General features: G+C 77.5%; 10 protein-coding genes. 7 read left to right on the top strand and 3 right to left on the bottom strand.

The window, feature by feature from the left end; all coding sequences use genetic code 11:
* The first annotated feature begins 434 nt into the window (after window positions 1-434).
* From QOZ88_RS16670 to QOZ88_RS16660, 3 genes are all read left to right on the top strand, one after another.
* Window positions 435-1097 (top strand): permease, encoded by a 663-nt coding sequence (locus QOZ88_RS16670; protein ID WP_306000847.1) that lies wholly within the window; start codon window positions 435-437, stop codon window positions 1095-1097.
* A gap of 78 nt (window positions 1098-1175) precedes the next feature.
* Window positions 1176-2390, top strand: a complete 1215-nt coding sequence (gene dinB / locus QOZ88_RS16665; protein ID WP_306000846.1) for a DNA polymerase IV — start codon at window positions 1176-1178, stop codon at window positions 2388-2390.
* Window positions 2391-2554: 164 nt separating this feature from the next.
* On the top strand, window positions 2555-2953 hold the full coding sequence (locus tag QOZ88_RS16660; protein ID WP_306000845.1) for a DUF3040 domain-containing protein: 399 nt from the start codon (window positions 2555-2557) through the stop codon (window positions 2951-2953).
* On the opposite strand, the gene QOZ88_RS16655 is transcribed toward QOZ88_RS16660, so the two are convergent.
* From QOZ88_RS16655 to QOZ88_RS16645, 3 genes are read right to left on the bottom strand one after another with little or no spacing between them, the layout of a single operon-like run.
* Window positions 2941-5277 (bottom strand): DUF3488 and transglutaminase-like domain-containing protein, encoded by a 2337-nt coding sequence (locus tag QOZ88_RS16655; protein ID WP_306000844.1) that lies wholly within the window; start codon window positions 5275-5277, stop codon window positions 2941-2943. The genes QOZ88_RS16660 and QOZ88_RS16655 overlap by 13 nt on opposite strands.
* On the bottom strand, window positions 5274-6620 hold the full coding sequence (locus QOZ88_RS16650; protein WP_306000843.1) for a DUF58 domain-containing protein: 1347 nt from the start codon (window positions 6618-6620) through the stop codon (window positions 5274-5276). The genes QOZ88_RS16655 and QOZ88_RS16650 overlap by 4 nt, the downstream gene beginning before the upstream one ends.
* Window positions 6621-6622: 2 nt before the next feature.
* Complete coding sequence (locus QOZ88_RS16645; RefSeq protein WP_306000842.1) at window positions 6623-7606, bottom strand: AAA family ATPase; 984 nt, start codon at window positions 7604-7606, stop codon at window positions 6623-6625.
* Window positions 7607-7830: 224 nt separating this feature from the next.
* On the opposite strand from QOZ88_RS16645, the gene mraZ reads away from it, so the two are divergent.
* From mraZ to QOZ88_RS16625, 4 genes are all read left to right on the top strand, one after another.
* The gene (mraZ, locus tag QOZ88_RS16640) at window positions 7831-8265 is read left to right on the top strand and encodes a division/cell wall cluster transcriptional repressor MraZ (RefSeq protein WP_091934937.1); all 435 of its coding nucleotides are present in this window, start codon (window positions 7831-7833) and stop codon (window positions 8263-8265) included.
* Between the two features lie 435 nt (window positions 8266-8700).
* Window positions 8701-9696: a 16S rRNA (cytosine(1402)-N(4))-methyltransferase RsmH gene (gene rsmH / locus QOZ88_RS16635; protein ID WP_306000841.1), complete on the top strand. Its 996-nt coding sequence runs from the start codon at window positions 8701-8703 to the stop codon at window positions 9694-9696.
* Window positions 9693-10328 carry a hypothetical protein gene (locus QOZ88_RS16630; protein WP_306000840.1) on the top strand — a complete coding sequence of 212 codons (636 nt, stop codon included), beginning with the start codon at window positions 9693-9695 and terminating at the stop codon, window positions 10326-10328. Before rsmH ends, QOZ88_RS16630 begins: the two co-directional genes overlap by 4 nt.
* 3 nt (window positions 10329-10331) lie before the next feature.
* A complete protein-coding gene (locus tag QOZ88_RS16625; RefSeq protein ID WP_306000839.1) occupies window positions 10332-12179 on the top strand; it encodes a peptidoglycan D,D-transpeptidase FtsI family protein in 1848 nt (615 codons plus the stop codon).
* The last annotated feature ends 93 nt before the right edge of the window (window positions 12180-12272 follow it).

Below are 12272 nucleotides of genomic sequence, written 5' to 3'. Positions count from 1 at the left end.
CGCCGTCGTGACCGCTGGGCGAACCGGCCGCGCCGTGGTCGGCCGGGCCCGCGCTGCTGTCGGCCGGGCCGTGCGCGCCGCCGTCGGCGCCGCCGTCGGCGCCGCCGTCGGCTCCGCCGTCCGTGCTGGTCATCTCGTCGTCGAGCGCCATGGGCTCCTCCGCTCCTGTCGGTGCGGACCGCCGTGCGGCGGCCCCGGACGGTGCTGTACCTCCCGCGTGATGCGTTGACACCTGCACTCCCACCAGCGGTTCTGCCCCGGGACCACGAGCTGTCGGGCGCTCCCGGAACGGCCCGGGCGGGAATGTGACGATCCGGTCACGGCTGGCCGGGCGACGTGGGCGGCCGGGGCTCCAGCGGGCACCCACGAGGGTGCGGGACGTGGCACCGCGCCCCGCAGCGAGGCAACTGCACGACGACCGGAGGAGATCACCCGTGACCGAGAGTCGTACGCGTACCGACACCACGTTCGAGGACAACGTCGTCCGCGAGAGGACGGTCGACCGGCCGGCCGAGGGGGCGACCGCGACGGCGCCGGTGGCAGGCCCGGCCGTCGCCGCCCCGCCCCGGCGCGACCGGGTCCGGTGGGGCCCGGTGTGGGCCGGCCTGATCGTCGCCGTCCCGACCTTCCTGCTGCTGCAGCTGGCCACGCTGGCCCTGGGCTGGTGGGACGTCGGTCCGGGGGCCACCGGGAACAACGCCGACTGGATCAGCGGGATCAACGGGCTGATCGCCCTGTTCCTCGGTGGGCTGACGGCGGGCGCCAGCGCGATCTGGCGCGGGTTCAGCGACGGGCTGCTGCACGGCATCCTGGTCTGGGCGCTGACGGTGGTCTCGATCGTCTTCCTGACCCTGTTCGGTGGCGGTGCCCTGCTGGGCTCGCTCGCCGGCGTCGTCACCGACGTGACCGGCATCGAGCAGGCGAACCTGCCCGACGTCGCCGCCGGCCAGGTGGCCGACGTGGCGACCGCCAGCGCGAGCTGGGCCGTCCTGGGCCTGGGCCTGGGGATCACCGCCGCGGCGCTGGGCGGCGTGCTGGGCGCCAAGATGTGGCCGAGCCGCACGGACGCCGAGCGGCAGCGGGTCGCGGCCGGCTGACGGCCTCCCGCACCGCTATCGTCGACCCCGGCATCGAACATGCGTTCGATGCCGGGGTCGACGTGCGGAGGGGGCGGCGTGGCGCGGGAGGTCGGTCGTGCGGAGGGCTGCACCGTGCTGCACGTCGACATGGACGCCTTCTTCGCCAGCGTCGAGGTGCGCCGGCGGCCCGAGCTGGCCGGCACCCCGGTGATCGTCGGCGGGGCGGGCAACCGCGGCGTGGTCACCTCGGCCACCTACGAGGCCCGCCGCTACGGCGTGCACGCGGCCATGCCCACCGCGCGGGCGCTGCGGCTGTGCCCGACGGCGACGGTCCTCTCGGGGGACATGGCGCTCTACGCCGAGGTGTCCCGGGCGGTCATGGCGCTGTTCCGGTCGGTCACCCCGCTGGTCGAGCCGCTGAGCATGGACGAGGCGTTCCTGGACGTCGCCGGTGCCGGTCGCCGGCTGGGCGACGCCGCGGAGATCGGCGAGTTCCTCCGCGCCCGGGTCTTCGACGAGCAGGGCATCACCTGCTCGGTCGGCGTGGCCGGCACCAAGTTCGTGGCGAAGCTGGCCTCCACGCACGCCAAGCCCGACGGGCTGCTCGTCGTCCGCCCCCCGGAGGTCATGGGTTTCCTCCACCCGCTGCCGGTGGGCGCGCTGTGGGGGGTGGGCCCGAAGACGGAGGAGACGCTCCTGCGGCTGGGGCTGCGCACCGTGGGCGATCTCGCCCACGTGCCGGCGAGGACGCTCCAGCGGGCGCTGGGCGCCGCCGCGGGCACCCACCTGCACGAGCTCGCCTGGGGGCGCGACCCGCGGCGGGTGGTCCCCGACGAGCCCGAGCGCTCGACCGGGGCGGAGGAGACCTTCGCCACCGACGTCGACGACCCCCGCGTGGTCCACCGGGAGCTGCTGCGCCTGGCGGAGCGGACGGCCGGCCGGCTGCGCTCGACCGGCTGGCTGGCCCGCACGGTCAGCATCAAGGTCCGCTTCGCCGACTTCACCACGATCACCCGCAGCCGCACCCTGGGGGCGCCCACCGACGTGGGGCAGGAGCTCTACGACACGGCCCGTGCCCTCTACGACGCCCTGGGGCTGGACCGGACCCGCATCCGGCTGGTCGGGGTCCGGGTCGAGCGGCTCGTCCCGGCGGGTTCGGCGCCCCGGCAGCTCGAGCTCGGTGCCCGCGAGCACGGCCGCCGGGAGGCGGAGCTGGCCGCCGACCGGGCCGCCCGGCGGTTCGGTGCCGGCGCGGTCCGCCCCGCCACCCTGCTGGGCTCCTCAGGCGGGTCCGGACGACCGGCCCGCTGACCAGGGGCGATGCGCCCGGGGCTGCACCCGGAGGAGTGATCGCCGGACGCGCTCGGCGGCTCGCCGAGGCGTCGCCTTTCGCCACGTGCAATCGGCTCGTATCCTCGGAGACACCGTCGGCGGGAGCCTCCGACGGAACTGGCTCCGCCCATTTGGAGGTCGACGTGCCGCTCTCCGAGCACGAGCAGCGTCTGCTGGAGCAGATCGAGCGCGCCCTCGTCGATGACGACCCGAAGTTCGCATCCTCGGTCCGCACCGGCGATCGCCGTCAGAAGGCTCGCCGCAAACTGCAGCTCGGCGGGCTGCTGGTCCTGGTCGGCCTCGCCGTCCTGGTCGCCGGCGCCGTCGCCGAGTCCGTCCCGCTGGGGGTCCTCGGCTTCCTGGTCGCCTTCGGCGGTGCCGCCCTCGGGGTGCTGCACTACCGCGGGGCCACCGGTGCCGTCGAGGCGCCCGGCCCGGCCGGGCCGCGCGGCTCGACCGCTGCCGGCCGCGGCGGCCGGCGGGGGCGCCAGCCGATGAAGAACCGGCTGGAGGAGCGCTTCCGCCGCCGCTACGACCAGTAGCCCTCGCGCACCGCGTTCCCGGCCGCCGTCCGCCCCGGACGGCGGCCGGACTCGTCCCGGGTCCACCGCGCGGCCCACGCCCGCGTGCCCGCCACGAGGGAGGCCGGCCACAGCAGCGCCCGCAGCCGCACCGACCGGGGGCGCGCCGCGAGCAGTCCTCGGCGGGCCGCCCGCAGCGCCGCCCGCAGCTCGGCGGCCGGGGGCTCGCTGCCCGGCCGCCCGTAGCTGGCCGCCTCCTCCGCCCGGGCCAGCCGGCGCACGGCCGCCACCGCCGACTCCGCCGTCGGGCCGCCCGGGCCGCGGTTCAGGGTGAGCGCGAGGGCCTCGGCCACCCGGCGTGGCGTCCACGAGGCCTGCAGGTGCACGCCGAGGTCCGTGGCGACGGCGCGCAACTCGGCCCACGGCCCGGCGGCGTCACCCCCCGCCAGCCGGCGGCGGCGCTGCAGCGCGCGCACCCCGGCCGGTGCGGTGACGACGACGGCGCCGAGCACCAGCACCCCCGCGGTGACCAGCAGCGGGCCCCGGTCGGTCGCGGTCTCCGCCAGGGGGGTGGCCTGGGGCAGCGCCCCCGGCAGCCGGTCCGTCCGCGGGACCGCCGGCTGCGGCACGGCCGTGGGCGCCGGGACGGCGGGGGCGGCGTCGACCCGCTCCTCCGCCGTGGTCCGCGGCGACCAGGGGAGCTCGACCTGGCGGTCGGCCGCCAGCGGGGTGGGGTCGAAGGGCACCCAGCCGATCCCGTCGAAGTACACCTCCACCCAGGCGTGCGCGTCATCGCTCGTGATCAGCCGGGTGCCGTCCGGCTGGACCTCACCGGGGGTGTACCCCAGGGCCACCCGGGCCGGCAGCCCCGTCTGCCGCACCAGCACGGCCATGGCGCCGGCGTACTGCTCGCAGTAGCCGCGCTTGAGCCGCAGGAAGTCCACCAGGTCGTCGCCGCTCGTGCCGGGCGCGGTGGAGAGGCTGTAGACGAAGCCGTTGGCCCGGTCGGTGAGGTACCCCTGGATGCGCAGCACGCGCTCGTAGGGCGTCGCGGCGCCGGCGGTCAGCCCCGCCGTGAGCTCGGCGATCGCCGGGTCCAGCTCGGGCAGCGCGCCGAAGCGCTCCTGCACCGGGTCGTCCGGCGGCGGGGGGAGGGCGCGCGCGAGCAGCTCCTCGGAGGGGCGCGGTTCGACCGCCGTCACCCCGTAGGCGAGCCCCGCGCTGGTCACGCCCCGGCCGAACACCGTGCCGGTCGCCTCGTCGAAGCGCCACGCGGCCTCCTCGCCGTCCACGCGCACCGACAGCGGGGAGGTCGGCACCGGGAGGAACCGGTCGTCGTGCTCGAGGACCTGCACCTCGGCGGTCACCTGCCGCGTGGGCTGGCGGTCCGGGAGCGGGGCGAGGAAACCGTCGTCGGCCACCGAGGTCTCGCCGTCGAGGTTGCTCAGCGACCAGCCGTCGGCCGGCTCGTACTCGTCGAGGGCGACGGCGCGCAGGTAGCCCGGGTCCTCGACCGAGCTGCCCACGCGCAGCAGCGGGACGGGCTCGGGCAGGGTCAGCTGCCCGCGCAGCTCCGCGGCCGGGTCCAGCGACGTGCCCGTCGCCGATCCGGTCCCGCCGCCGAGCCCGGTGGCGAACGAGCCCTCGGGCAGGGTGGGCACCACCGTGCCGAGGACGGCGCCGGCCGCCACCGCGACCACGCCGGTCCGCACCGCTGCCCCCGCGCCGCCGGTGGGGCCCGGGAGGTCCCGGCGCTGGTCGGCCCACAGCAGGACGGCGAAGCCGGCGGCCGGCCCGACCAGCGCCACCAGCCCGATGCCACCGGTGACCGTGCCCACCGGCACGCACACGAGCGCGAGCAGGGCCGCTCCGGCCACGGCCGCCTGCCGGCCCGCGACCGCCAGCGAGTCGACGACGACGGCGACCAGCCCGACGAACAGCGTGGTGAGCGCGAGCAGGCCGGTCAGCGGAAGAGCGGGGGTGGCCTGCTCGCGGATCTCGGCCGTGCCGGCGCCGAAGACCTCGCCGAGCCGGGCGATCGTCGTCGGGGTGGGCAGCAGCCCGGCCAGCGCGGTGTCGGGCACGAACACCGCCGCGAGCACGCAGACCACGAGGACGAGCTGGCCGAGCGGCACGGCCACGGCGCCCAGCAGCCCGGGATCGCGGTCGCCGGCGAACCGGGTCACCGCCGCGCGCAGCGCCAGGCCACCGGCGAGGACGGCGACGACGACGGTCACCACCGGCGGCACCCAGGCCCGGCTGGTGAACACGGGGGTGAGCGCCAGCGCTCCCAGCAGGGTGGCCGCGGCGGCGGCGACCGGGGTCCGGACGTCGGTCGGGTTCATGCCGGCGCACCCGCGGGCGTCCCGATGAGCGCAGCCCACACCTCGCCGACGTCCTGGCCGGCCGACGCGGTGGTGACCCGCCAGCCCGCCCCGGCGAGGACGGCGACGGCCTGGTCGCGCTGGACCGCCAGGGCGTCGAGCGCGGCGCCCGTGGCGCCGCGCCGGCCCCGGCCCGGTTCGCCCCACGACGCGACGTCCAGCAGCACGGCGAGACCGGGCACCGGCCCCTGGCGCAGCCGCACGAGCTCGGCGACGTCGTCGGGTCCCACCGCGCCGAGCAGGCAGACCAGGGGACCGTCGCCCGCGGCGCGGCACGCGGCAGGCACGGCGTCGGACAGGTCCCGCGCCCGCGAGGCCCCCAGCACGGCCAGCCGGTCCAGCAGTTCCTCGGCGCCGAGCGCGGCGCCGGCGGCCCCCGGCGCCGGGTCGTCGGTGCCGGTCACCACCCGCAGCCGCGCACCCCGCCGGGCCAGGGCGACCCCGATGCTCGCGGCCGCCTCGACCAGCCACTCGAAGCTGTCGCCGGGCGGCGACGGGTCGTCCGGCGGCCCGGGGACCCGCCGGCCGGCGTCCCGGGCGGGCGCGACGAGGTGGGCGCGGGCCCGGGTGTCGAGCAGCAGCGTGCCCTGGGCGCGCCAGGGGTGCTCCTCCAGCCGCACCATGAGCTCGCCGGTGCGCGCGCTGGCCCGCCAGTGCACCTTGCGCATGTCGTCGCCGCGCCGGTACTCGCGGATGCTGACGTCGTCGTCCCCGTGGACGGCGAACGCGCGGTGCGCGCCGTCGCCCCCTCCGCTGCCGCCGCCCGGGCCCCCGCGGCCCAGCGGGCGGACGCGGGGCACCACGACCAGCGGCGCGGTGTCCGACCCCACGGCGGTGCGCTCGACCAGGCCGAAGGGATCGAGGACCCACAGCCGCAGCGGCCCCAGCCGGTAGCGGCCGCGGTGCCGGCCGACCAGCCGGTACCGGACGGTGGTCGTGGCGCCGGGGGCGAGGCCGGCCACCGTGAACCGGTGCGGGCGCCCCAGCGTCGCGGGCAGCTGCTCGGCCAGCAGCCACAGCCCGCCGCGGCGCGCGTCGACGTTCTGCAGCCGCAGCTCGACGTCGGCCGCCGTGCCGCGCGGCACCCGCTGCGGGGTGACGGTGCGCCGGGTGGTGACCCGGAACCGCCCCCGCGCCACGGTGACGCCGGCGAGCAGCGGCAGGACGAGCACGAACGCGGCCAGCTGGACGAGCGACCGTTCCCCGAGCACCACGCCGACCAGCCCGAGGGCGAGGCCCCCGGCGAGGAGGCAGCGGCCGCGGGACGTGAGGGAGCCCAGGGCCCGGTCGGGACCGCCGCGCACGCTCAGCGCCCGCGGGAGACCGGTACGGAGGACACCAGCGAGGCCACGATCTGCTCGGCGCTGCGCCGGGCGACCACCGCCTCGCCGGCGAGCAGCAGCCGGTGGGCGAGCACCGGCACGGCCAGGGCCTGGACGTCGTCGGGCAGCACGTGGTCGCGGCCGTCGAGCGCGGCCGAGGCGCGGGCGGCGCGGAGCAGCTGGAGGCCCGCGCGCGGCGAGGCGCCCAGCCGGAGGTCCGGTGAGCGGCGGGTGGCCTCGACCAGGGCGACCACGTACCGGCGGACGGCCTCGGCGACGTGCACCCGGCCCACGGCGGCCACCAGGGACCGGACGAGGGCGGCGTCGGCCACCGGGCGCAGGGCGGTGAGCGGGTCGGCCGTCGAGCGGTCGTCCAGCATGGCGAGCTCCGCGGCCGGGTCGGGGTACCCCATCGACACGCGCGCGGTGAAGCGGTCCCGCTGGGCCTCGGGCAGGGGGTAGGTGCCCTCCATCTCCAGCGGGTTCTGCGTGGCCATGACGAGGAAGGGCCGGGCCAGCTCGTAGCTGACGCCGTCGACGGTGACCTGGCGCTCCTCCATGCACTCGAGCAGCGCCGACTGGGTCTTGGGGGAGGCCCGGTTGATCTCGTCGGCGACGACGACGTTGGCGAAGATCGCGCCCGGCTTGAACTCGAACGCCCGGGTCTCCTGGTCGTAGACCGCCACGCCCGTCACGTCGCTGGGCAGCAGGTCGGGCGTGAACTGGATGCGCCGCACGCTGGCGTCGACGGAGCCGGCCAGCGCCTTGGCCAGCGTCGTCTTGCCGACCCCGGGCACGTCCTCGATCAGCAGGTGCCCCTCGGCCAGCAGCACGACCAGCGCCAGCCGGACGACCTGGTCCTTGCCCTGCACGACGCGGCCGATCGAGGCCGCGATGCGTGCGCCCTCCGCGGCGACGTCGACCGACGCGTCGGCCGTCCCGTCGGCGGACCGTGTCGCCTCCGTCACCGCTCCACCGTACGTGCCGCGCGACACCCCGTCCCGGTCGCTGATCACGGTGCCCCGCGCGCCCGCCGGCGGAGCGGGGACGCCGGGTGGGGGTGGTGGGTCACGACACGGCCTCGAGTGGTGTCCAGTGGGGGCTAGTGGGTTACTGTGTCGGCCGGTGGGGAGGCAGGGTCCCGTCCGGGGAGCTGCAGAGCCATGGGAGGACCGATGCAGGGGGTGATCCGGTGTTCGTCGGCAGCTACCAGTTGCGCCTCGACGAGAAGGGCCGGCTCGCCCTCCCCGTCCGCTTCCGCGACCAGGTGGCCGACGGCATGGTGATCAAGAAGGGCCAGGACCGCTGCATCTACGGCCTGACCATGGCCCGGGTCGCCGAGCAGAGCGCCGCCATGGCCGCCATGGCCCCGTCCGACACCGCCGGCGCCCGCATGCGCGCCCGCATGAGCTTCGGCTCGATGGTCGAGCTCGAGCCGGACAAGACCGGCCGCATCACCATCCCCGCGAGCCTGCGGGAGTACGCCCACCTGGACCGCGACGTGGTCGTGGTGGGCGTGGACACCCGCTTCGAGATCTGGGACTCCGCGACCTGGGACGCCTACGTGGCCGAGCAGGAAGCCGCCTTCGCCGACATGGAGAGCGAGGGGATGCCGACGCTGTCGTGATCCCGGGAACGCCCACCCGCTCCCACCGGCCCCCGCGCCGCACCCGTTCGAGCCGCCTTCCCCGCGGCTCGACCGGACCGGGCCCCAGCCGCCTTCCCCGCGGCTCGGTCCCACGACGGAGGACCGCACGGACCAGCGGGCACCTGCCGGCCCCGGCCGGCGGGGGGTGACCCCACCGGCCCCGCGGAGACCCACCTGACGCTCTTCCCCGACGCCAGGCGGACCCGCGGGGCCGGACACCTCCGTGGATCCCTCGTCCCGCCGCCCCACTCCGCTCCACCGGCCCCACCGCGCCCCACCCCGGCTCCGCGTCCCACCCACCCCCTGCGCCCCACCCGCCCGCTCCCGCACGCCCCCGCCGCCGCGTCCCCCTGCCGCCCGGCGCGGCGCGGCACCATCGCGGGGAGGCCAGGACCAGTCGAGAGGCAGCAGACGATGAGCAGCACCGGACCTGCCGCGGCCCCCGGGTCGTCGCAGCCCCCGGTGCACGTGCCGGTCCTGCTGGACCGCGTCGTCGAGCTGCTCGGCCCCGCCTGCGCCGCCGACGGCGCGGTCATGGTCGACGCCACGCTCGGCCTGGCCGGCCACACCCTCGCCATGCTCGAGGCCCACCCCGGCCTGCGCGTGGTGGGGCTGGACCGCGACCCCGACGCGCGCGCCGAGGCGACCCGCCGCATCGAGGCCGCCGGCCACGCCGGCCGGGTGACGGTCGTCCCCGCGGTCTTCGACGAGCTCCCCGAGGTGCTCGACCGGCTGGGCATCGCCGAGGTGCAGGGCGTCCTGTTCGACCTGGGCGTCTCCTCGCTCCAGCTCGACCGGCCCGACCGCGGCTTCAGCTACTCCACCGACGCCCCGCTGGACATGCGCATGGACCCCGGCGCGCCCCGGACGGCCGCCGACGTCGTGAACACCTACCCGCCCCGCGAGCTGGCGCGCGTGCTGCGGGTCTACGGCGAGGAGCGGTTCGCCTCCCGGATCGCCGCCGCCATCGACCGCGAGCGCGCCCGCGAGCCGTTCGCCGGCACCGCCCGGCTGGCCGAGCTGGTCCGCGAGGCCATCCCCGCCGCGACCCGGAGGACCGGTGGCCACCCCGCGAAGCGGACCTTCCAGGCGCTGCGCATCGAGGTCAACGACGAGCTCGGGGCACTGGAGCGCGCCCTCCCCGCCGCGATCGACGCCCTGGCCGTGGGCGGCCGGGTCGCGGTCATCACCTTCCACTCCCTGGAGGACCGGATCGTGAAGCAGACCCTGGCCGCGGGAGCGGCGGACCGCACCCCGCCGGACCTGCCGGTGCCGCTCCCCGAGCACGGCCCGGTGCTGCGGCTGCTCACCCGCGGTGGCGAGGCCGCCGGGCCGGAGGAGACGGCCGGCAACCCCCGGGCGGCGTCGGCCCGCGTCCGGGCGGCCGAGCGCATCCGGCGGGCGGCGTGACCCGCGCCGCGGCCGTGCGCACCAGTCCTCCCCGGACGGCGCCGTCCCGCACCGCCGCCACCCGGGCCACCGGCCCCGCGCCGCGGACCTCGCCGTCGGGGGTGCGCGGTACCGGCCGGGCCACCCCCCGCCCCGAGCTGCGGCTCGTGCCCACCGGCGCCGCCGCCCGGCCGCGCCGGCCGGTCCGCGACGCGGAGCGGTCCCGCAAGGCGCCGTTCGTCCTCCTGGTGGTGGGGCTGCTCGCCCTCACCACCCTCGGGCTGCTGGTGCTCAACACCGCCATCGCGGTGGACTCCCTCCAGGCGACGCAGATGCGCACCGAGAACGCCGCGCGCGCCCAGGAGGTGCAGCGCCTGGAGCAGCTCGTCGTCGCCGGTGACACCCCCGCGGACGTCGCCCGGGCCGCCGAGGCCGCCGGCCTGGTCCCGGCCGGCGTCGCCGGCTACCTGGTGCTCGGGGACGACGGGACGACCGCGATGCGCGGCACCCCCGAGCCCGCGCCGGCACCGGAGCCCGCACCGGCGCCGGCACCGGCACCCGAAACCGCACCGGCACCGGCGCCCGCACCCGCGACCGACGCCGGCCCCGCCCCCGAGTCCGCCGCCGACCCCGCCCCCGCGGGCGGGAACTGACCCGTGCCGAGCAGCGTCCGCGGTCCCGGCCCCCGCACCCCCCGCCCGACCCCGATCGGACGGGCGGACAGCGGGCCGTTCGTCTCCCGTCGCGCCCCCGGCACCCGGCGCAGCAGCGGGGCCGGGCTGTCGGTCGAGCAGCGCGGCCGCCGCAACCGGTGGGGCCTGGTGGTGCTCGTGGCCCTGCTGGTGCTGGTCGTCGGGCGGCTCGTGGTGCTGCAGGGCATCGACGGCGCCGCCTACGCCAGCGCGGCGGAGCAGGACCGGCTGCGCACCATCCCCCTGGCGGCGATCCGCGGGCAGATCCTCGACCGCGACGGCAACCCGCTGGCGTACACGGTCGACGCGTCCAAGGTGGTCGCCGACCCGACGGTGGTCCGCGACCCGGCGCGCACCGCGCTGGCGCTGACCACGCTGCTCGACGTCCCCGTGCCCGAGCTCACCGAGAAGCTCACCGACGACAGCCGCTACGTCGTCCTGGCCACCCAGCTGGTCCCCGAGACGGCCGACGCGGTCGAGGCGCTCGAGCTCGCCGGCGTCTACCTCCGGGACGACCCGGTGCGGCTCTACCCGGTCGGTGCCGTGGGTGGCCAGGTGGTCGGCTTCGTCGGCAGCGAGGGCGCGGGGCTCGCCGGTATCGAGCAGGTCTTCGAGGAGCAGCTCTCGGGCACCGCGGGCCAGCGGACGGTGGAGGTCGGCAGCGGCGGGCACCCCATCCCGTCGGGCATCGACGAGGTCACCGAGGCCGTGGACGGCCGCGACGTCACCCTCACGCTCGACCAGGACCTGCAGTTCGTCACCGACGAGCGGCTGGCGCAGGCCTGCGCCGACGGCGCGACCACCCGGGCCTCCGCCGTGGTCCTGGAGGTCGCGACCGGGCGCGTGGTGGCTCTGGGTTCCTGCCCGGGGTACGACCCCGGCAGCTACTCCACGACCGACCCCGGCCTGCTCGGCAACCCCGTGGTGAGCGACGTCTTCGAGCCCGGCTCGATCATGAAGGCGGCGACCCTGGCGGCCGCGATCGAGGAGGGGCACGCCACCCCGGACCGCGTCATGACGGTCGACGGGCACATCGAGGCGGGCGACCGGGTGGTCACCGACGCGCACGACCACGACCCGATCGACTGGACGGTCACCGGCGTCCTCGCCAAGTCCAGCAACGTGGGCACGATCATGCTGGCCCGCGAGGTCGGTGACGAGAAGCTCGAGGAGTACCTGCGGGCCTTCGGCATCGGCGAGGAGACCGGCATCGAGCTCCCCGGCGAGAGCGGCGGCATCTTCCAGGACTCCGCGGACTGGAGCGCCATCCGGGCGGCCAACGTGGCCATCGGCCAGGGCGTGGCGATGACGACGCTGCAGATGGCCTCGATGTACCAGGCCATCGCCAACGGTGGTGTGCGGGTGGAGCCCCGGATCGTGCAGTCGGTGACCGGCGCGGACGGCCGGCCCGCGGCCCCCGCCGAACCCGCCCGCACCCGGGTCGTCAGCGAGTCCACCGCCGAGCAGGTGGCCTACATGCTCGAGGCCGTGGTCGGCCCGGGCGGCACCGCGCCGCTGGCCCAGGTCGAGGGCTTCCGGGTGGCCGGCAAGACGGGCACCGCCCAGCGCGCCAACCCCGAGTGCAACTGCTACGCCGGAGGCGGCTACGTGACCACGTTCGTCGGCTTCGCCCCGGCCGACGACCCGCAGTACGTCGTCGCGGTGGACCTGGAGCGGCCCACCAGCTCCGCCGAGGGCGGGCAGGTCGCCGCGCCCGTGTTCGCCGACGTCATGCGGGCGGCGCTCATGGCCGACGGGGTCGTGCCCTCGGGCACCGCACGCCCCGAGTTTCGGCTCACCGGCGCCCCCTGACCCCGACCACGCGCGGGCGCGCGGCCGGCCCGCGCAGCGGGGCCGCCGCGCGCGGGCCCGCGGCGAAGTGCTGGCCGGGAGGTCCCCGCCGGT

It is taken from the genome of Blastococcus carthaginiensis (assembly GCF_030731085.1).
Classification (GTDB): domain Bacteria; phylum Actinomycetota; class Actinomycetes; order Mycobacteriales; family Geodermatophilaceae; genus Blastococcus; species Blastococcus carthaginiensis.
The sequence above is the reverse complement of the archived record's forward strand: the minus strand, read 5'-3'. Positions and strand labels throughout refer to the sequence as shown.

Coding starts and splice junctions, on each gene's coding strand:
- QOZ88_RS16655 (WP_306000844.1), bottom strand. CDS start 5,277: ATGAACCCGACCGACGTCCGGACCCCGGTCGCCGCCGCCGCGGCCACC.
- rsmH (WP_306000841.1), top strand. CDS start 8,701: ATGAGCAGCACCGGACCTGCCGCGGCCCCCGGGTCGTCGCAGCCCCCG.